This is a genomic window from Streptococcus toyakuensis, from assembly GCF_024346585.1.
Classification (GTDB): domain Bacteria; phylum Bacillota; class Bacilli; order Lactobacillales; family Streptococcaceae; genus Streptococcus; species Streptococcus toyakuensis.
The window spans coordinates 717,086-738,546 of sequence record NZ_AP024523.1; the positions used below are offsets into that span (position 1 = coordinate 717,086).

A 21,461-nucleotide genomic window follows, 5' to 3' on the forward strand; every position below is an offset into this window, starting at 1 on the left:
CCATTTGGGTAGGTCTTTTTGTGACTACAAAAAAGCCAAATCCGATTGGACCTGGCTTGGTTATTATGAACTATTAGATTGTATTGGCTACCCAGACACTTACCGAAGCAGCTGAGACTGGGAATTGTCCATAACCTTCCTCATCAATTGTAATTTGACCTAGGTGGTTTTTAAGTAAATCTACAAAGGTTTGGTTAGCCCATTCTTGGCCGACAAACATGGATTTGCTGTTTTCTTGGTCATTTGAGATGAGGACTGCGATTGGAGATTGATTTTCAGCACCTGAACGTACCCAACCGATACAGTTAGCATCATCAAAGTAGTCATTTTGTTCTCCATAGGCCAAATCTTTTCGGATGGCTAGGAGGCGGTCAAGGACTTCTTTGAAATCTTGTTGAGCATACTGTCCTGAAATACCATAGTAGTCTCCGTAAAAGACACATGGAAGGCCATCTTGGCGTAAGAGAATGAGGGTATAGGCTGCTGGCTTGAACCATTCTTCAACAGTTGACTCAAGAGCCTGACCACGTTGAGTATCGTGGTTGTCGACAAAGGTTACAGCCTTGTCAGGTTTGAGTTCAACCAAGCTATCTGTGAAAATGCCACGAAGGTCATAGTTTGCGCCAGCTTGACTGGCTTCAAAGAGATTCTGGTGGAGACGAACATCAACAAGGTCAAAGCGTTCTTCCGTTTTTTCAAGATAGTCTAGATTGGCTTCCTTGTCAGGATTCCAAAATTCACCAAAAACATAGAAATCCTCACCGTATTTTTCCTTCATATCACGGATAAAATTGCTCATGAAGAAAGAGTCAATGTGTTTAACGGCATCCAAGCGGAAACCAGCTACACCAGTCGTTTCCATGAACCAGTCAGCCCAGTCATAGATATTTTGGATGACTTCAGGATGTTTAAAGTCTAGGTCGGCATACATGAGGTAGTCATAGTTACCGTTTTCATTATCGACCAATTCCTCATTTGCCCAACCCTTGTTGTCTCCTTGAATCAGATAAATCCCAGACTTTCGGCGTTTGGCATCATAGTCTGTACCGGTGAAGTGGTACCAGTGCCAGTGGAAGTCATTGTAGGTATCTTGGCGACCATCGAAGGTAAAGCTAGTCCAGCCATTGATGGTGAAGGGTTCCCCAAGTTCAACTGTACGGTCTACAGGATCCACTTCGATAACCTGAAAGGCTTCCATGTGATCAGCAGCAGCCTTGTGGTTGAGCACCACATCGGCCATAGGTTGAATTCCCTGTGCTTTTAGAGCTTGAATGGCTTGAAGATAGTCTTCTTTAAAACCATACTTGGTGCGGACAGTCCCTTTTTGGTTGAACTCTCCTAGGTCAAACAAGTCATAGACCCCATAGCCTACATCTTTTTCGTTGGTGGCCTTGAAGGCTGGTGGCATCCAGACATGACTGATACCGAGATCAGCTAGGTATGGAGCATCTTCAGCCAGACGCGTCCAGTGCTGACCGTCGTGGGACAGATACCATTCAAAGTATTGCATGAGTGTTTGATTTTGCATGATTTTTCCTCTTACTTGTCAATCTTGTTCTTTATTCTATCATAAAGTATCGGTTAGCTCAAACGTTTGCGTAAAACTGAATAATAAGTTTTTGACTATTTTATATAAAATGTTGATTTTTAAAATGAAAGCACTATAATTATAGTAAATTACATAGATAAAGAGAGGAGATTTCTCATGATTGAATTTCAAAATGTTAGTAAGTTGTATGGTGATAAAGAGGCCTTGAGCAATCTCAATCTGCAGATTGAAAATGGAGAGATTATGGGCTTGATTGGCCATAATGGGGCTGGAAAATCGACCACCATAAAGTCTCTAGTCAGTATCATTTCACCAAGTAGTGGTCGTATTTTGGTAGACGGTCAGGAGTTATCGGAAAATCGCTTGGCTATCAAACGAAAGATTGGCTACGTAGCAGACTCGCCTGACTTATTTTTACGCTTAACAGCCAATGAATTTTGGGAATTGATTGCTTCATCCTATGATCTGACTAGCTCTGATTTGGAGACTAGTCTAGCTAGGCTATTGAACGTTTTTGATTTTGCTGAAAATCGTTATCAGGTTATTGAAACCCTTTCTCACGGAATGCGTCAGAAAGTCTTTGTAATTGGGGCACTCTTGTCTGATCCTGATATTTGGGTCTTGGACGAACCCTTGACTGGTTTGGATCCTCAGGCTGCCTTTGATTTGAAGAAAATGATGAAGGAACATGCACAAAAAGGGAAGACGGTCTTGTTTTCAACTCATGTCCTAGAGGTAGCTGAGCAAGTCTGTGATCGGATTGCCATTTTGAAAAAGGGGCATTTGATCTATTGTGGTAGCGTAGAGGACTTGAGAAAAGACCACCCAGACCAGTCTTTAGAAAGTATCTATCTTAGCCTTGCTGGTAGAAAAGAGGAGGTTTCAGATGCGTCTCAAGGTCATTAAAAAATTAGTTGATATCAATATCCTCTATTCATCTCAAGAAGCTAATCTGGCTAACCTACGAAAGAAGCAAGCTAAGAATCCTGGAAAAAAAGTAAATGTTTCCGCTAGAGTCCTAAGTTCTTACATTTTTTCCAGTCTTTTATTACTTATCTTTTTTAGTAATATAGCCTTTCGTTTTCCTTTTGAGGAAAGTCCTGTTCATTTTAGTTTCATGGTTGCTATTTTTCTAGTGCTTGCTTTTTCAACTTCTTTCACTGCATTTTACAATGTCTTTTATGAGAGTAAGGACTTGGCATCTTATAGGCCCTATGCTTTTAAAGAATCAGAGATTATAATTGCTAAAGGACTGTCTGTCCTCTTGCCAGCTCTAGCAGGAATTGTACCAATCCTAGCTTATTTTCTAGCCCTCTACATTAGGCTAACTCCTTCTCTTTGGCTGGGTTTTCCTTTGATGCTACTGTCCTTGACCTTATTATTTGTCTCTGTCACTTTAGTGATGGTAGTGGCAGTACATTTCTTGGCTCAGACTACGGTCTTCAGAAAGTATCAGTCTATTTTTTCGAATGTGATGATTGGGATAGGAGTTCTCATACCTTTAATATTTGTCTTCTTTCTACAGTCGACTTCTGGAGTTATAGTTGACAGAGTTAGAGACATTCCACCTCTTCTTTATCCTATTCATCTCTTTTACAAAATAGCAGTGGAGCCTTTTTCGACAGAAGCCATCTTGGGTTTGCTCGCTTGGATAATTCTAACTCTTTTCTTGCTTTACCTGACCAAAAAGAAGGTTTTGCCTCGTTTTTATGATGTGATCCTACTTAATAGTGAGGAGAAGGTCAAAAAAGAACGTCGCAGTAAGGAGGGGCTTTCAACTACTAAAAAGGGATTTTTCCGTATGGTTTTACGCTACCACCTCACCCTTTTAGGACAGGGGACTGGCGTGATTACAGTGCTTTTTACAAGTGCTTTCCTTCCTTATCTCATGATGATCGGTCTGATTTCCAACATCCGAGATTCTCAGATAGTTCCGGACATTCATCCTCCATACTGGTTACCCTTGTTTTTTATAGCTCTTTTTATATCTGTTGTCAATAACAATATTACCAGCCTGCATTCAATAGCCTTATCCTTGGAGAGGGAAAATGTTGATTTTCTTAAGAGTTTACCTTTTGACTTTGCTCGCTATGTGAAAGTGAAATTTTGGATTATATTTGCTGTCCAGTCCTTTTTACCAGTTTTGATTTTACTTGGTCTTTCTCTATATCTAGGCTTGCCCATCCTTTCGATGATTTACCTTCTTGTAGTCTGGACCCTTGCCAGTGTCATCCTTTCTTGCCACCATTATTTTAAGGATGTGAAGAATCTGTCAACCAATTGGAGTAGTATTACTGATCTAGTGAATCGTTCAAATGGTATAGTCAAAATTGTTTTACTCTTAATTTATTGTGGTATCTTGTCGATTTCAGCCCTTGTGAGCATATTCTTGGTTCGGTCTCTATCTACTATCCTTGCCATCAGCTTGGGAGTAGGAGCTCTTATCCTCTTACTTGGTCTTGCTATTTTTAGCTATCGTTACTACCTGTCACGCATATTAGCAGAAGTAGAAAAAAGATGAGCTAGTTGGTCGCTTGCTTGATAAATTCAATACGACAAACGCTTTTATAGTTTGTTAGAATGTGGTTGTAAATGATTAAGATTGGTAATCAAAAATATAGGGAGGAATGTTTTGAATAAGAAATATAACATAGTTCTATTATTGTTGTTTATAGTTTATTTATTTGGATATTTTTCAATTTCAAAAACGTTAATTCCTATAATGTGTCTTTTTCAAGTATTTTTGATAGAACATATATTTAGAGTTCGAAATAGGATTATGCAGATAGGTGAAATTATAATTATTGTTGCTTCTATAATATTATTTATTGATAGTATATTGAGTTTGTAACAAAAGGCTTCTCTATAAAATCAAATTTTCCAGATATCTGATGAAGCTGATTTATATCCTCATATTTCTTCTACTATCTTCGTCACTAAATTTGACAGACATATATTGCTGATACAACCTCTCTACCTACAATCTAGTAGTAGGCTAGTTTCTTCTTTGATTTTCATTGAATTTTATTTTATAAAAAGAAATGCTCCTCCAAGACGGAAGAGCATTTTTTATTGTGATTTTGATTCGGTTTCTGCCGACTCTGGGTGGAGTTCTTGGTAACTTGGAGCTTTGAAAAGGTCAGCACTGGTTTTACCTTGTCGTTGGCTAAAGAGACTGGTTGATTGACTACCTTTTTCCTGCTCAATCTTTTGCAGAATTGGTAAAGAATTGAGGTAAGAAATACTTTCTGTATCAACTTTTCCAAGATGATCTGCTTGGTAGAAACGTATCAAATCACCAGTTTGAATCTGGTCGCTGATTTTCAGCTGTTGAATAGCTGCTTGCCGAACGCTTTCTAGTTCAGTTTGAGCTTGTTCATCAAGATTGCTGATTTCAAGACCGCTCTCAGTATAGTAGGTTCGTCCGTCATAGCTAGTATATTTTGGTGTGACGAAGGAATTGGCAGTCCGAAAGGCAACGATTTCTTGATGATCTGGAGACAGAAGGTCTTGGCCGACTTGAAGGAAGGAATTGGACTCAATACCAAAGAGGTGTTCGAGAGTCGGTAAGATATCGATTTGTCCACCGTAGGTATTGATGATTTGTCCTTTTTCATAGCCAGGCATGACCACCATAAAAGGCACTCGTTGCAACATGGCATTGTCGTAATTCGACCAGTTCTCAGAAGTCTTTCCAATCAAGGGTGCCAGCTCAGGATTGCGGGAATTGGAAATGCCATAATGGTCTCCATAGATGACGATGATGGATTTTTCATAGAGGCCACTTTCTTTGAGATAGTCAAAGAAGGCCTTGATAGCACTATCCAGATAGTTAGCTGTTTGGAAGTAGCCATTGATGGTTTCATCTTTGGTTTTAGCCAGTGGGAAACCAAGCTCATCGCCTGTCAGATTGCTAGCATAGGGATAGTGATTGGACACCGTGATATACTTAGCATAAAAAGGCTGCTGCAAGTGCTCTAGATATTGGATAGAATCTTTCATCATGATTTTATCATTTAAACCATATTGGAAAGAATTGCTACTGTCTTGCTTAGTAAAATAGGAAGCATCAAAGAAGTATTGGTAGCCCCACTGTTTGTAAGTTGTATTTCGATTCCAGAAGGTCCCAATATTACCATGAAAGACAGCACTCGATTGGTAGCCATTTTTTGATAGGATAAAAGGCGCAGCTTGCTGGGTATTGGTCCCACCGTAATTGACCATAAAGGAACCTTGGTCAAGTCCAAACAAACCAGTCTCCAGCATGGTTTCCGCATCTGAGGTCTTACCAGTCTTGACTTGGTTAAAGATATTCGAAAAGGCTAGGGTTGCTTGCGAATGGTAGAGGGAATTAAGGAAGGGAGTGACTTCATGCTCAGTTCCATCTAGGTTGAGTTTATAGTCAAGTAGAAATTGCTGGAAACTCTCCAAGTGGAGATAAATTACATTTTTCCCTTTGGCCAAGCCAAAATAGTCTGGATTAGGCTTAGCAGCATGTTCTTGAATATAGTCTGTGATAGGTTGAAGATCAGTCTCAGAGGCCTTGGCACGTTCTTTGTTGGCACTGTAGGATTGGTTGGCACTATAGCCTAAAAAGGCTGGCAAACTAAGGGCGCGGACAACATAATAATTCGAAAATCCTCGCGATAGGAGATCGGGACGTTCGATTTCAGCCAAGAAAAGATTAGCAGAAAAGAGCAGGGCTGAGAGAGCAGTGATAGCAACACTGGAGCGGAATTTGAAAGGTCTCCTGTCCAGCTGGATGATCTTTTTATAGAGAAGATAAGCCAGCAGTGGGAAATCCATAAAATAGATAAAATCCCAAAAGCGCAGTAACTCTAGTTCCGCAGTACCAACAGATACCTTGCTGACCACTTTCATGGTATTGGCCGTGATAAAGTCACTAAATTCTCGATAGTAAAAGATATTGGAATAAAGCCAAATGAACAAAAGGCTATAAATAGCTATACTCAGGCCATAAAAGATCTTGGTTGACCGAGCATAGAGGGCTAGAGCCAGCAGGAGCAATCCCAAGGGAAGGGGATTGAAAAAAGCGATAAAGGCAAGGTAATTCCCTTGCAGCTTGCCCAATTGAATATCTAAATTAAAGTCAACGGCATAGGCTAATAAGGTTTTGAGCCAATAGAGGATTAAAAGGGTTAGGACAAAACCCAGTCTGGTACCCATGGCTTTTTGGATTTTGTTAAAATTGATTCTCACACAATTACTTCCTAAGTTTTTATTAGTATTAGTATACCATTTTTTAAAACTAGAGTAAAAAAGCAAGGGTAGTTTCTTTTTTGAGAATTGTCACAAAATTTGCTATAATAGGGACTATGAATAAAATAAGAGTCAGCAAAAGGGTTGAAAAAAAGCTTTCAAAGGGACTAGTTTTACTAGAAGCCAGTGATCTTGCAGATGTTCATCTCAAGGATCAGGAAGTAGAAGTTCATAGTCAAGATGGAAACTTTCTTGGTACTGCCTACCTTTCTCAGCAAAACAAGGGCTTGGGCTGGTTTGTTAGCACAGACAAGGTGACCTTCAATCAAGCTTTCTTTGAAGCACTGTTTAGACAAGCTAAAGAAAAGAGAAAAGCCTACTATCAAGACGAATTGACAACTGCCTTTCGTCTCTTCAACCAAGAGGGAGATGGCTTTGGTGGTCTGACAGTGGACCTTTATGGCGACTATGCTGTCTTTTCTTGGTATAACTCTTATGTTTATCAGATTCGCAAGCTTATCTCAGAAGCTTTTAGACAGGTTTTTCCTGAGGTGTTAGGGGCCTATGAGAAGATACGCTTTAAGGGTTTGGACTATGAATCTGCCCATGTTTATGGTCAAGAAGCACCTGACTTTTTCACTGTTCTGGAAAATGGTGTTCTGTATCAAGTCTTTATGAACGATGGCTTGATGACAGGGATTTTCCTAGACCAGCACGAGGTTCGTGGTAGTCTAGTGGATGGGTTGGCTATGGGTAAATCCTTGCTCAATATGTTTTCCTACACAGCAGCCTTTTCAGTAGCTGCGTCCATGGGAGGAGCAAGCCAGACTACTTCGGTTGACCTAGCTAAACGTTCACGAGAATTGTCTCAAGCGCATTTTCAGGCAAATGGAATCAATATAGACGACCATCGTTTTATAGTCATGGATGTTTTTGAGTATTTCAAGTATGCCAAACGAAAAGACTTGACCTATGATGTGATTGTCCTAGATCCGCCTAGCTTTGCTCGGAACAAAAAACAAACGTTCTCTGTGGCCAAGGATTATCACAAGTTGATTTCCCAGAGTCTTGAGATTTTAAATCCGGGAGGGATTATCATTGCTAGTACCAATGCTGCCAATGTTTCCCGCCAGAAATTTACAGAACAAATTGATAAAGGCTTTGCAGGAAGAAGTTACCAGATTTTAAACAAATACGGTCTTCCAGCAGATTTCGCCTATAATAAAAAAGATGAAAGTAGTAATTACCTCAAGGTGATTAGTATGAAGGTTAGTAAATGAAATTAATCGTTTCAGTAATGCCAAGAAGTTTAGAGGAGGCCCAGGCTCTGGATGCCACGAGGTACCTGGATGCCGACATCATTGAATGGCGTGCCGACTATCTGCCTAAGGAAGCGATTTTGCAGGTGGCTCCAGCGATTTTTGAAAAATTCGCAGGTCGTGAGTTGGTCTTCACGCTACGAACTCGCTCTGAAGGGGGAGAAATCGACCTTTCTCCAGAAGAATATATCCATCTAATCAAGGAAGTGGCACAACTCTATCAACCAGACTATATTGATTTTGAGTACTATAGCTACAAGGATGTTTTTGAGGAAATGCTGGACTTTCCCAATCTCGTTTTGAGTTACCACAATTTCCAAGAAACACCTGAAAATATGATGGAGATCTTGTCAGAATTGACGAGCCTAAATCCAAAACTTGTTAAGGTTGCGGTGATGGCTCACACGGAGCAGGATGTGCTAGACTTGATGAACTATACACGAGGCTTTAAAACCCTCAATCCTGAGCAGGAATATGTGACCATTTCTATGGGCAAGGTGGGCAAGGTCTCTCGTATCACTGCGGATGTGACGGGTTCTAGCTGGTCTTTTGCTAGTCTAGATGAGGCAAGTGCTCCAGGTCAGATTTCCTTAGCTAACATGAAAAAAATTCGGGAGATTTTGGATGAAGCTTGATGGCTATACACGTTTAGCTGCCGTTGTTGCTAATCCTATTAAGCATTCTATTTCCCCATTTATTCACAATAGCGCCTTTGAGGCGACAGCTACCAATGGTGCTTACGTGGCTTGGGAGATTGAAGCGGGTGACTTGGCAGAAACAGTGGCCAATATTCGTCGCTACCAGATGTTTGGCATCAACTTGTCCATGCCCTATAAGGAGCAGGTGATTTCTTATTTGGATGAATTGAGTGACGAAGCGCGCTTGATTGGTGCGGTTAATACGGTTGTCAATGAGAATGGCAATTTAATTGGATATAATACAGATGGCAAGGGATTTTTTAAGAGCTTGCCTTCTTTTACAATTTCAGGTAAAAAGATGACCCTGCTTGGTGCAGGTGGTGCGGCTAAATCAATCTTGGCACAGGCTATTTTGGATGGTGTCAGTCAGATTTCAGTCTTTGTTCGTTCAGTTTCCATGGAAAAAACAAGACCATACCTAGACAAGTTACAGGAGCAGACAGGTTTTAAGGTGGACCTGTCTGCTTTAGAAGATGTTCCTGAACTGCAAGCAAGGATTGCTGAGTCGGATTTACTGGTCAATGCAACTAGTGTAGGGATGGATGGTCAATCCTCTCCAGTTCCTGAAAGCATAGTCTTACCAGAAACTCTTTTAGTAGCAGATATCATTTACCAACCCTTTGAAACACCATTTTTGAAATGGGCCAGAAGGCAGGGCAATCCAGCGGTCAACGGTCTGGGAATGTTGCTCTATCAAGCTGCAGAAGCTTTTCAACTGTGGACAGGCAAGGAAATGCCGACAGAAGAAATTTGGCAGTCTTTAACAGAAAAATACCAATAAAGAAAGGGAGATTCTCCTATGAAAATCAGAATCGATATTCCTCATCATCCTTATGATATTCAGATTGAAAAAGGTTGTCTGGCTCAGGCTGGTCAATGGTTGCGAGAACTCTGGCAACCACAAAAAGTGGTTATCATAACAGACAACCATGTAGCCTCTCTCTATGCGGAGAAGGTCAAGCTCAGCCTAGAAGATGCTGGTTTTCAGGTAGCAGTTTTTGACTTTTTAGAAGGGGAAGAAAGAAAGAATTTAACCACTGTCCAGAAAGTCTATGAATTTTTAGTCAAGCAAGGTCTGACTCGTAGCGATGGAATCGTGGCTCTTGGTGGTGGTGTCGTTGGGGACCTGGCTGGTTTCGTAGCCTCTACCTATATGCGAGGTATTCATTTTGTTCAGATTCCGACTAGTTTGACAGCCCAAGTGGATTCTTCTATCGGTGGAAAGACAGGTGTCAACACTCCATTTGCTAAGAATATGGTGGGGACCTTTGCCCAACCAGATGGGGTTCTGATCGATCCGCTTGTCCTTGAAACGCTCGGAAAAAGAGAGTTGATTGAAGGGATGGGAGAGGTCATCAAGTACGGCTTGATTGAGGATCCAGAACTGTGGGCTCTCTTGGCAGAGCTGGATGGTTCTGTGGAGAGCATTCTGGAACATGCAGAGACCTTGATTGAACATTCTTGTCAGGTCAAGCGCAAGATGGTAGTTGAGGATGAGTTGGACAATGGTGTTCGCCTTTACCTCAATTTTGGCCACACTATTGGTCATGCTATTGAAGCGACTGCCGGTTATGGCAAGGTCATGCATGGAGAGGCTGTAGCCATGGGCATGGTTCAGATTTCCAAGGTAGCTGAGGAAAAAGGCCTTATGCCAGCTGGTATTACCCAATCTATCACAGAGATGTGCCAGAAGTTTGGTTTGCCTGTTGACTATGAAAACTGGGATGTAGATAAGCTTTATCAAGCTTTGACTCATGACAAGAAAGCGCGTGGCAATACCTTGAAATTGGTCTTGGTACCAGAGCTTGGTTCAGCGACTATTCACCCAGTTTCTCTGGAAGAGATGAAAGACTACTTGGTAAAATAAGGAGAGTGTATGAGATATTTAACAGCAGGAGAATCACACGGTCCTCGTCTGACGGCTATCATTGAGGGAATTCCAGCTGGACTTCCCTTGACAGCAGAGGACATCAATGAGGATTTGAAACGTCGTCAGGGTGGATATGGCCGCGGTGGTCGTATGAAGATTGAGAGTGACCAAGTTGTCTTTACTTCGGGTGTTCGCCATGGGAAGACTACTGGGGCTCCCATTACTATGGATGTCGTCAATAAGGACCATCAGAAATGGCTGGATATCATGTCTGCGGAGGACATTGAAGACCGCCTTAAAAGCAAACGGAAAATCACCCATCCACGTCCAGGTCATGCCGACTTGGTTGGGGGCATCAAGTACCGTTTTGATGATTTGCGTAATTCCTTGGAGCGCTCATCTGCTCGTGAAACAACTATGCGGGTGGCAGTTGGCGCAGTAGCCAAACGCCTCTTGACTGAGCTGGATATGGAAATTGCCAACCATGTCGTAGTCTTTGGTGGCAAGGAAATCGATGTTCCTGAGAATCTCACAGTTACTGAGATTAAGGAAAGAGCTGCCCAGTCTGAAGTTTCTATTGTCAACCAAGAACGGGAACAGGAAATCAAGGACTACATTGACCAAATCAAACGTGACGGTGATACCATCGGTGGGGTTGTGGAGACAGTCGTTGGAGGTGTTCCAGTTGGTCTTGGTTCCTATGTCCAATGGGACAGAAAATTAGATGCCAGACTTGCCCAAGCAGTTGTCTCTATCAATGCCTTTAAAGGGGTAGAATTTGGTCTTGGCTTTGAAGCAGGTTACCGTAAAGGCAGCCAGGTCATGGATGAAATTCTCTGGTCTAAAGAAGACGGCTATACTCGCCGTACTAACAATCTGGGCGGCTTTGAAGGTGGTATGACCAATGGACAACCTATCGTTGTTCGTGGCGTTATGAAGCCCATTCCTACTCTCTACAAACCACTCATGAGTGTGGATATTGAAACCCACGAACCCTACAAGGCAACTGTTGAAAGAAGTGATCCGACCGCTCTTCCAGCTGCAGGTGTAGTTATGGAAGCTGTTGTGGCAACGGTTCTGGCACAAGAAATCCTTGAAAAATTCTCATCAGATAATCTAGAGGAATTAAAAGAAGCGGTAGCTAAACACCGAGACTATACAAAGAACTATTAAGGAGTTCCTATGGCAAAAACAGTCTATATCGCAGGTCTTGGATTGATTGGAGCCTCTATGGCCCTCGGGATTAAACGCGATCATCCAGATTATGAAATTTTAGGTTATAATCGCAGTCAAGCTTCGAGAGATATTGCCTTGAAAGAAGGCATGATTGACCGTGCAACGGATGATTTTGCCAGTTTTGCTCCTTTGGCAGATATCATTATCCTTAGCTTGCCAATCAAACAAACCATTTCCTTTATTAAGGAATTGGCCAACTTGGACTTGAAAGAAGGCGTCATTATTTCAGATGCTGGTTCGACCAAGTCAGCTATTGTGGATGCAGCGGAACAGTATTTGGCTGGCAAATCTGTTTGCTTTGTCGGGGCCCATCCCATGGCTGGTAGTCACAAGACAGGGGCTGCTTCTGCAGATGTCAATCTCTTTGAAAATGCCTATTATATCTTTACACCTTCGAGTCTGACGGGTCAGGACACGCTTGAGGAAATGAGGGACTTGCTTTCAGGTCTTCATGCCCGTTTTATCGAGATTGATGCCAAGGAGCATGATCGGGTGACTTCTCAGATTAGCCATTTTCCTCATATTCTGGCTTCCAGTCTCATGGAACAGACCGCGGTCTATGCTCAAGAACATGAGATGGCAAGGCGCTTTGCGGCAGGTGGTTTTCGAGATATGACTCGGATTGCGGAAAGCGAGCCAGGTATGTGGACGTCCATTCTCTTGTCCAATCGTGAGACTATTCTAGACCGCATTGAGGATTTCAAGGAACGTTTAGATGAGGTTGGACAAGCTATCAGCAAGGGAGATGAAGAGCAGATTTGGAACTTTTTCAACCAAGCGCGTGAGCAACGGCAGGCCATGGAAATTCATAAGCGTGGTGGTGTGGATAGCTCTTATGATCTCTATGTTGACGTTCCCGATGAAGAAAACGTCATCCTGCGGATTTTGGAACTGCTACGTGGAACTTCCTTGGTTAATATTCACATCAATGAGGAAAACCGTGAGGATATTCACGGGATCCTACAAATTTCATTTAAAAACGCTCAAGACTTGGAAAGAGCCGAGCATCTCATAACAGAAAATACCGACTACACAGTCGTTGTCAAATAAGGAGAAAATCATGTCAAATATTTACGATAGTGCAAACGAACTTAGTCGCGGTCTACGCGAATTACCAGAATACAAGGCTGTTAAAACAGCTAAAGATGCGATTTCAGCAGATTCTGAGGCAAGCAAAATCTTTACAGAATATGTTGCTTTCCAAGAGGAAATTCAAAGACTAGCCCAGACAGGTCAAATGCCAGACGCTTCCTTTCAAGCTAAGATGGAAGGTTTTGGTAAACAGATTCAAGGAAATAGCCTCTTATCAGAATTCTTTACTAAGCAACAACAATTGGCCATTTATCTTTCTGACATTGAAAAAATTGTTTTCGAACCAGTTTCAGAATTGCTAAAATAAGAACATTATTTTGTTCATTACTTATAGGTATTTTCTTAAGCGTATGATTATTATTGATAACTACTGTATTAGTTAGAGTTATTAGCGTGGTTCGTTTAAGAATGACTGTGGGGATGAATGTCTTTACTAATAAACAAAATACAAAACAAATTAAATAGGCTATTGAAAATCATAACTATAATACAAAATGAATTTGAAAGTTTATAACTGTTATTTTCTACTTCAATTGATAAGTTAGAAATTGTTGATGAGATAATAAATATAGAAACAATTATGAAAGAGAATGAAATTTTTATTATCGATAAATAGTAGATAAATGATGAACAATAGAAAATAGGAAAAAATATGTCAAAAAAATTAATTGCTCTAATAGGAATTCCTGTAGGAATTATCTTCATCAGTATTATAGTGTTGGCAGGTTCGTACAATAGTCTTGTTAGCAAAGAGGAATCTGTGAAACAGGCTAACTCGAAGATTGAAGTGGCACTTCAACGTAGAGCTGATTTAATTCCAAATGTTGTAAATTCTGTAAAAGGATATATGAAGCACGAAGAAGACATCTTTACAAAGATTGCGGATGCTCGTTCTAAGATTGGCTCAGGAAATAAAGAAACAAAAAGTGAAGGGGAGAGCGAATTAACGTCAGCTATTTCTCGATTGCTAGTTGTTCAAGAAAATTATCCGGAGTTAAAAGCTGATACACAAGTGTCTTCTCTAATTTCAGAGCTTGAGGGAACTGAAAATCGTTTGTTTGTCGCTCGTAAAGATTATAACGATACTGCAACAGAATATAATAAGACCATTAGACGTTTTCCTACTAGTGTGATAGCTAGTTTGTTTGGTTTCCAAAGAGCTGAGTTAATTGAAGCAGAGAAAGATGCAAAGGTTGTCCCTAAAGTCAATTTAACTGATTAGTCTTGTGGGGTATCCCTATGAAAAAGTTACTTTTACTCTTAATTGCCCCTTTATTCTTTTTTATGCCTCTTGTTGCGGCTAATATAGCTGTTCCAGATCGTCCTTTAAATGGTATTTACGATCCTAACGGTTATTTAACCACTAGTGTTGCAGAAACGTTAGAGAGTATGAATGCTGGAAGTGAAACCCAAGTAGGTATTTACATTGTAGATACTCTGGACGGTTCCAGCATCGAAGAGGTAGCCAATGAGGTTGCACGCAAATGGAAAGTTGGGAAACAAGATTCCAACAGTGGAATTCTAATTGCTATTGCTATAAAAGATAGGAAGTTTCGTATTGAAACATCCAACGAAGCAGCAATTTGGCTTACTGACTCTAAGGCCAGTTCCTTACTAAATGATTCTAAGCCATACATGAAAGAAGGGAAATATACTGATGCCCTTAACAGAATTCTAGTAGGCATTTCTAAAGCGGAGTCTAGAAAAGCTGAAATCATAAACAAGAAGGAAAATAAGAATAAAAATACTCGGCTTCCAGAAAGTTTAACTCGGCTTCCAAAAAGTTTACAATATGTAGTAATAATTTTGAGAATCCTTAAGGTATGCTTTAAGTACATGATGTTATTTTTCTTGGTTTATGCACTTTTAGAAACTTGGTTCCATTACTTAAAAAGACGCCGCTTTTCTAAGTATGATTACGAGGGAAAGGGCAAGTTGTATCCAGATTTTCTTGACTTTGTACCTAACGATACGTGGACTGAAGAACGTAAATCTGACTATAAAAAAAATAAGCGTTTAATTAGGTCTCGATATCAGTACGAAGGATATAACAAGCTATATCCAGACTCAAAAGGTTTTCTACCTAATGACACTTGGACTCCATTACTTATAGAAGCATACTACGCAGAAGTTGAAAGAAAGCAACTAGATAGGCTCAATCGCTCTCAATACTCTTATAATGGGAAGGGGAAACTCTACCCAAACGATAACGATTTTGTGAGGAATGCTTCTTGGACTTCCGAGCTCACAAAAAGCTACTATGCTTCACAAAGAGCACAGTCAGATTCTTCTTCCTCTAGATATGATTCTGGTAGTTCTAGTTCATCTTGGTCTTCAGATGATTGGGGTGGCGGTGGATTTGATGGTGGTGGTTCTTCAGATAGTTGGTAAATTGAAAATGAAAAAGAATTGCTAAAATAAGAAAATAACAATCCTAAAGTCAGGAATTTTTAAGGAATTTCTGGCTTTTTATGATAAAATAGGTAAAAGTATTGCAAGTATGAGGTCTAGTATGAAACTAAAAACAAACATTCGCCACTTACACGGCAGTATCCGAGTTCCAGGTGACAAGTCTATTAGTCATCGTTCCATTATCTTTGGAAGTTTGGCTGAGGGTGAGACCAAGGTTTATGATATATTACGTGGCGAAGACGTCCTTTCGACCATGCAGGTTTTTCGTGACCTTGGTGTTGAAATTGAGGACAAAGATGGGGTTATTACCATTCAAGGTGTAGGCATGGATGGCTTAAAAGCGCCGCAAAATGCCCTTGATATGGGAAATTCTGGAACCTCGATTCGTCTGATTTCAGGTGTCCTTGCTGGTGCAGATTTTGAAGTAGAGATGTTCGGAGACGACAGTCTTTCCAAACGTCCTATGGACCGTGTGACTATTCCACTGAAAAAAATGGGCGTCAGCATTTCAGGGCAAACTGCACGAGACCTGCCTCCTTTGCGTTTGCAAGGGACGAAAAACCTAAGACCTATTCATTATGAGTTGCCAATTGCCTCTGCCCAAGTCAAGTCAGCCTTGATGTTTGCAGCCTTGCAGGCCCAGGGGGAGTCCGTTATTATCGAAAAAGAATGCACCCGTAATCATACTGAAGATATGTTGCAACAATTTGGTGGTTATTTAAGTGTGGACGGCAAGAAAATCACAGTCCAAGGGCCTCAAAAACTGACTGGACAAAAGGTGGTCGTACCAGGAGATATTTCCAGTGCAGCCTTTTGGTTGGTCGCAGGTTTGATTGTTCCAAACTCTCGTGTGGTGCTTAAAAATGTGGGCATCAACGAAACGCGTACAGGTATCATTGATGTCATTCGCGCCATGGGTGGAAAATTAGAAGTTACTGAAATTGACCCAGTCGCTAAATCTGCAACCTTGACTGTTGAGTCTTCTGACTTAAAAGGAACAGAGATTGGTGGCGCTTTGATTCCACGCTTGATTGATGAATTGCCCATTATCGCTCTACTTGCGACCCAAGCTCAAGGTGTAACAGTTATTAAGGATGCTGAGGAACTTAAAGTCAAAGAAACAGACCGCATTCAGGTGGTGGCAGATGCTTTAAATAGCATGGGTGCGGATATCACACCTACAGCAGATGGAATGATTATCAAAGGAAAATCAGCCCTTCACGGTGCTAGAGTCAATACTTTTGGAGACCATCGTATCGGCATGATGACGGCTATCGCGGCCCTCTTGGTTGCTGATGGAGAAGTGGAGCTTGATCGTGCAGAGGCCATCAATACCAGCTATCCTAGCTTCTTTGATGATTTGGAGAGCTTGATTCATGGCTAAGGTATTACTAGGATTTATGGGAGCTGGCAAATCGACTATTGCAAGAGGCTTGGACCCTAATTACCTTGATATGGATGCTCTGATAGAGAAGCGCCTAGGTATGTCCATTGCGAATTTTTTCGCTGAAAAGGGCGAAGTGGCCTTTCGTCAGGTAGAGTCAGAAATCCTAGCTGAGTTACTACAAAGAGACAAAGTTGTGTCAACTGGTGGAGGAGTGGTTATTTCTCAGCGAAATCGTGACTTACTAAAGACAAATTCTGATAATATCTATCTGAAAGCTGATTTTGAAACCCTCTACCAGCGCATATCAGCAGATAAGGACAATCAGCGTCCGCTTTTTCTAAATAATAGCAAGGAAGAACTTGCAGCTATTTTTCAAGAAAGACAGGCTTGGTATGAGGAAGTAGCTAATCGGGTTTTGGATGTGACCGAGTTAAGCCCAGAGGAAATTATAGAGGAACTGAGATGAAAATTGCTTATCTAGGTCCCAAGGGATCATTTTCACACCACGTTGTGCAGACAGCTTTTCCTCAGGAGGAATTGCAGGCCTTTGCCAACATTACAGATGTCATCAAGGCCTATGAGCAAGGCTTGGTGGACTATTCTGTGGTGCCAGTTGAAAATTCTATTGAGGGTAGTGTTCATGAAACCTTGGACTACCTTTTTCATCAGGCTCGCATTCAAGCAGTTGCAGAAATCGTTCAGCCTATTCATCAGCAGTTGATGGTGGTTCCAGGCCATACTAAGATTGAAAAGATTTTTTCTCATCCACAGGCCTTAGCTCAAGGAAAGAAATTCATCGATGAACAATATCCAGAGGCTCAAATCGAGGTAACAGCTAGTACAGCTTATGCGGCCCGTTTTATTTCCGAACATCCAGACCAGCCCTTTGCAGCCATTGCACCTAGAAGTTCTGCTGAAGAATATGGCTTGGAACTGATTGCCGAGGATATTCAGGAAATGGAAGCCAATTTCACAAGATTCTGGGTTTTGGGAGCTAAAAAGCCTTCTATTCCCTTGCAAGCACAAAGGGAGAAAATGAGTTTGGCCCTGACCTTACCTGACAACCTTCCAGGTGCACTTTACAAGGCTCTTTCGACCTTTGCTTGGCGAGGAATTGACCTGACAAAAATTGAAAGTCGTCCACTCAAGACAGCACTGGGTGAATACTTTTTCATTATCGATGTGGATTATGCCGATAAGGACTTAGTCCACTTTGCCCAAAAAGAATTAGAAGCCATCGGAATCCAGTATAAGGTTCTGGGTGCCTATCCTATTTATCCAATATCAGACCATGGAAAGGAGAGAAGATGAGTAAAGAAAATCCTTTAAGTCATCACGAGCAGTTGCGTTATGACTATCTCTTTAAGAATATTCATTACCTTAATGAGCGAGAGAAAAAAGAGTTTGCTTACCTGCAAGGTAAGTTAAATATGGCTAGTGGTAGTGAAGCTTCACCAGAAATTCATAGTGAAAATCATGATATGGAAGAGTCTTTCATGGAACCAATCAATCAGTCTCCTCTTCCATCCTATGGTAACCGTAGTCGTGCAAAAAAATACCAGAAAAGCCATTCTCTTCCAAAGGTTAAGTCCAAGAAACGTAAGATTCGTTGGGGGCGCATTTTTGCAGGATTGCTTGCTCTTCTAGCCTGTGTTGGTTTTGGTATGATTTTTATGTTCCTAAAAGGTTATTCAAATGCGGATCCAACCAAACCTGCCAATGCTAAGGCAGCTCAAGTAGAAGTTTTTCATGGTCAAGATACCAAGGATGGGGTCAATATTTTGATTATGGGGACGGATGGACGGATTGGCCAAAACAGTGCTGAGACGAGAACAGACTCTATTATGGTATTAAATGTTGGAGGCTCAGATAAGAAAATTAAGCTGGTCAGCTTTATGCGTGACAATTTGGTTTATATAGATGGTTATAGCCAAGTCATTAACGGTAGAAAGCAGTCTGATAATAAGTTAAATGTGGCCTATGAACTAGGGGAACAAGAAGGCCAAAAAGGGGCTGAAATGGTCCGAAAAGTCCTAAAAGACAATTTTGACTTGGATATTAAGTATTATGCCTTGGTTGATTTCCAGGCCTTCGCAACTGCTATTGACACTCTCTTCCCTGATGGCGTGACGATTGATGCAAAATTCTCAACCTTAGAAGGTCAACCTTTAACCGAAGCTACAGTCGGAGATGATTTACATGCTACGGAAACAGAGTCACCAACCCAGACTATTAAAGTTGGGAAACAGCAGATGAACGGTTCAACCTTGCTCAATTATGCACGTTTCCGTGATGATGATGAAGGTGATTACGGTCGTACCAAGAGACAACAGCAAGTGCTGACAGCTGTTCTGCAGCAACTCAAGGATCCAACCAAACTCTTTACTGGATCAGAAGCACTTGGTAAGGTCTTTGGCATGACCTCTACGAATGTTCCTTATAGTTTCTTATTGACCAATGGTTTATCCTTCCTAGATGGAGCGCAAAATGGTATTGAGAGATTAACAGTTCCAGAACTAGGTGATTGGGTCGATGCCTATGATGTTTATGGAGGACAGGCACTCTTAGTAGACCAAAATAAATATCAAACCAAGCTATCTCAAATGGGAATGAGATAAGATAGAAAAATCAAAGTTTGAAGGCTATTTATCCAGCAGTCAGGCTTTGATTTTTTACAGTCTGCAATAGATTTTCATCCCTTATTTGTGGTATAATGGAACGATACGATAGAAAGAATAATGAACAATATGACTGATTTAAAAGCAATTCAGGCTCGAAGTCTGGAGATGGCTGAATATTTTGTTGCTTTTTGCAAGGAACATGATTTGCTTTGTTATCTCTGTGGAGGAGGTGCTATTGGCGCCCTTCGAAACAAGGGGTTTATTCCTTGGGACGACGACCTAGACTTTTTTATGCCCCGTAAGGACTATGAAAAATTAGCAGAATTATGGCCTCGTTATGCAGATGAGCGTTATTTCTTGTCAAAGAGTAATAAGGATTTTGTCGACCGCAATCTTTTTATTACCATTCGTGACAAGGAAACGACCTGTATCAAACCTTATCAGCAGGATTTGGATTTGCCACATGGTCTGGCCTTGGATGTTTTACCTTTGGATTATTATCCTAAAAATCCAGCTGAGCGGAAAAAGCAGGTTCACTGGGCCTTGATTTATTCTCTTTTTTGTGCGCAAACTATTCCAGAAAAACATGGCGCACTTATGAAGTGGGGAAGTCGCATTTTACTCGGTTTGACGCCGAAATCTCTTCGTTATCGCATTTGGAAAAAAGCTGAAAAAGAAATGACCAAGTACAGTCTAGCTGAGAGCGATGGAATCACGGAATTATGCTCGGGTCCTGGTTACATGAGAAATAAGTACCTAATCGAATCTTTTGAAGATAATCTCTTCTTGCCATTTGAAGAGACAGAGATGCCTATTCCAGTCGGCTATGATGCTTATCTCAGCACTGCTTTTGGGGATTATATGACACCTCCACCAGCAGACAAGCAAGTACCACATCATGATGCTGTCATCGCTGATATGGATAAGTCTTATACAGAATACAAGGGAGAATATGGTGGCTAAGAAAAAAATATTATTTTTTATGTGGTCTTTTTCTCTCGGGGGTGGAGCAGAGAAGATTCTATCTACCATTGTTTCAAATCTAGATCCAGAAAAGTATGATATTGATATTCTTGAAATGGAACATTTTGACAAGGGGTACGAATCTGTGCCCAAGCATGTAGGCATTTTAAAATCCCTTCAGGATTATCGCCAAGCCAGATGGATTCGAGCTCTTTTGTGGAGAATGAGAATTTATTTTCCAAGATTGACTCGTCGCTTGCTTGTAAGAGATGACTATGATGTTGAAGTTTCTTTTACTATTATGAATCCTCCACTTTTGTTCTCTAAAAGAAAAGAAGTCAAGAAAATCTCCTGGATTCATGGAAGTATCGAAGAATTTATTAAGGATAGCTCCAAAAGAGAATCACATAGACGCCAGTTGGATGCTGCGAATACCATTGTAGGAATTTCGAATAAAACCAGCAATTCTATCAAGGAAGTCTATCCAGACTATGCTTCGAAATTACGGACAGTTTACAATGGATATGATTTTCAGAGCATTCTAGAAAAATCTCAAGAGAAGATCGATATCGAGATTGCGCCTCAAAGTATCTGTACCATTGGACGGATTGAGGAAAATAAGGGTTCTGACCGTGTGGTGGAAGTGATACGACTATTACACCAAAAAGGAAAAAACTACCACCTTTACTTTATAGGTGCTGGTGATATGGAAGAGGAACTGAAAAAACGGGTCAAAGAGTATGAACTTGAGGACTATGTTCATTTCCTTGGTTATCAAAAAAATCCTTATCAGTATTTATCTCAGACGAAAGTTCTCTTGTCTATGTCTAAACAAGAAGGGTTTCCTGGAGTGTATGTGGAAGCCTTGAGTCTGGGACTTCCTTTTGTCTCTACGGATGTTGGAGGGGCTGAGGAATTATCCCAAGAAGGACAATTTGGACAAATCATTGAGAGCAATCAAGAGGCAACTCAGGCAATTACGAACTACATGGCCTCTGCCTCAAACTTCGATGCCAATGAGGCTAGCCAATTCATTCAACAATTCACAATTGCCAAACAAATCGAACAAGTAGAAAAACTATTAGAGGAGTAGC

General features: G+C 41.0%; 19 protein-coding genes. 17 read left to right on the forward strand and 2 right to left on the reverse strand.

Annotated features, from left to right (window positions below; genetic code table 11):
- Positions 1-73 precede the first annotated feature (73 nt).
- A complete protein-coding gene (locus STYK_RS03760) occupies positions 74-1,528 on the reverse strand; it encodes an alpha-amylase (protein ID WP_261805267.1) in 1,455 nt (484 codons plus the stop codon).
- 177 nt (positions 1,529-1,705) lie between these two features.
- Between STYK_RS03760 and STYK_RS03765 the strand changes: the two genes are divergently transcribed.
- Together STYK_RS03765 and STYK_RS03770 are read left to right on the forward strand one after the other, a co-directional pair.
- Positions 1,706-2,455 (forward strand): ABC transporter ATP-binding protein, encoded by a 750-nt coding sequence (locus STYK_RS03765; RefSeq protein ID WP_084923975.1) that lies wholly within the window; start codon positions 1,706-1,708, stop codon positions 2,453-2,455.
- Positions 2,436-4,070: a hypothetical protein gene (locus tag STYK_RS03770; protein ID WP_125411208.1), complete on the forward strand. Its 1,635-nt coding sequence runs from the start codon at positions 2,436-2,438 to the stop codon at positions 4,068-4,070. Before STYK_RS03765 ends, STYK_RS03770 begins: the two co-directional genes overlap by 20 nt.
- 548 nt (positions 4,071-4,618) lie before the next feature.
- Here the strand turns inward: STYK_RS03770 and STYK_RS03775 are convergent.
- The gene (locus STYK_RS03775) at positions 4,619-6,736 is read right to left on the reverse strand and encodes an LTA synthase family protein (protein ID WP_261805377.1); all 2,118 of its coding nucleotides are present in this window, start codon (positions 6,734-6,736) and stop codon (positions 4,619-4,621) included.
- Positions 6,737-6,885: 149 nt separating this feature from the next.
- Between STYK_RS03775 and STYK_RS03780 the strand changes: the two genes are divergently transcribed.
- From STYK_RS03780 to STYK_RS03850, 15 genes are all read left to right on the forward strand, one after another.
- The gene (locus STYK_RS03780; protein WP_261805268.1) at positions 6,886-8,049 is read left to right on the forward strand and encodes a class I SAM-dependent rRNA methyltransferase; all 1,164 of its coding nucleotides are present in this window, start codon (positions 6,886-6,888) and stop codon (positions 8,047-8,049) included.
- Positions 8,046-8,723 (forward strand): type I 3-dehydroquinate dehydratase, encoded by a 678-nt coding sequence (aroD, locus tag STYK_RS03785; RefSeq protein ID WP_000767765.1) that lies wholly within the window; start codon positions 8,046-8,048, stop codon positions 8,721-8,723. Before STYK_RS03780 ends, aroD begins: the two co-directional genes overlap by 4 nt.
- A complete protein-coding gene (locus STYK_RS03790; protein WP_261011189.1) occupies positions 8,713-9,567 on the forward strand; it encodes a shikimate dehydrogenase in 855 nt (284 codons plus the stop codon). Before aroD ends, STYK_RS03790 begins: the two co-directional genes overlap by 11 nt.
- An 18-nt stretch (positions 9,568-9,585) precedes the next feature.
- Positions 9,586-10,653, forward strand: coding sequence for a 3-dehydroquinate synthase (aroB, locus tag STYK_RS03795; RefSeq protein ID WP_049542903.1), 1,068 nt, complete (start codon positions 9,586-9,588; stop codon positions 10,651-10,653).
- Positions 10,654-10,662: 9 nt separating this feature from the next.
- Entirely contained in the window at positions 10,663-11,829 is a 1,167-nt protein-coding gene (aroC, locus tag STYK_RS03800; protein WP_261805269.1) for a chorismate synthase, read from the forward strand.
- Positions 11,830-11,838: 9 nt separating this feature from the next.
- Entirely contained in the window at positions 11,839-12,942 is a 1,104-nt protein-coding gene (locus STYK_RS03805) for a prephenate dehydrogenase (protein WP_261805270.1), read from the forward strand.
- A gap of 10 nt (positions 12,943-12,952) precedes the next feature.
- A complete protein-coding gene (locus tag STYK_RS03810) occupies positions 12,953-13,291 on the forward strand; it encodes a YlbF/YmcA family competence regulator (protein ID WP_261805271.1) in 339 nt (112 codons plus the stop codon).
- 345 nt (positions 13,292-13,636) lie between these two features.
- Complete coding sequence (locus STYK_RS03815; protein WP_070527092.1) at positions 13,637-14,206, forward strand: LemA family protein; 570 nt, start codon at positions 13,637-13,639, stop codon at positions 14,204-14,206.
- A 17-nt stretch (positions 14,207-14,223) separates the two neighbouring features.
- Positions 14,224-15,375 carry a TPM domain-containing protein gene (locus STYK_RS03820; protein WP_070527096.1) on the forward strand — a complete coding sequence of 384 codons (1,152 nt, stop codon included), beginning with the start codon at positions 14,224-14,226 and terminating at the stop codon, positions 15,373-15,375.
- Between the two features lie 121 nt (positions 15,376-15,496).
- Positions 15,497-16,780 (forward strand): 3-phosphoshikimate 1-carboxyvinyltransferase, encoded by a 1,284-nt coding sequence (gene aroA / locus STYK_RS03825; protein ID WP_049499658.1) that lies wholly within the window; start codon positions 15,497-15,499, stop codon positions 16,778-16,780.
- Positions 16,773-17,249 carry a shikimate kinase gene (locus tag STYK_RS03830; protein ID WP_261805272.1) on the forward strand — a complete coding sequence of 159 codons (477 nt, stop codon included), beginning with the start codon at positions 16,773-16,775 and terminating at the stop codon, positions 17,247-17,249. Before aroA ends, STYK_RS03830 begins: the two co-directional genes overlap by 8 nt.
- Positions 17,246-18,094 carry a prephenate dehydratase gene (gene pheA, locus STYK_RS03835; RefSeq protein WP_261805273.1) on the forward strand — a complete coding sequence of 283 codons (849 nt, stop codon included), beginning with the start codon at positions 17,246-17,248 and terminating at the stop codon, positions 18,092-18,094. Before STYK_RS03830 ends, pheA begins: the two co-directional genes overlap by 4 nt.
- Positions 18,091-19,401 (forward strand): LCP family protein, encoded by a 1,311-nt coding sequence (locus STYK_RS03840; RefSeq protein WP_261805274.1) that lies wholly within the window; start codon positions 18,091-18,093, stop codon positions 19,399-19,401. Before pheA ends, STYK_RS03840 begins: the two co-directional genes overlap by 4 nt.
- Before the next feature lie 120 nt (positions 19,402-19,521).
- Positions 19,522-20,367 carry a LicD family protein gene (locus tag STYK_RS03845; protein ID WP_141230763.1) on the forward strand — a complete coding sequence of 282 codons (846 nt, stop codon included), beginning with the start codon at positions 19,522-19,524 and terminating at the stop codon, positions 20,365-20,367.
- Complete coding sequence (locus tag STYK_RS03850; protein WP_261805275.1) at positions 20,357-21,460, forward strand: glycosyltransferase; 1,104 nt, start codon at positions 20,357-20,359, stop codon at positions 21,458-21,460. Before STYK_RS03845 ends, STYK_RS03850 begins: the two co-directional genes overlap by 11 nt.
- Position 21,461 lies beyond the last annotated feature (1 nt).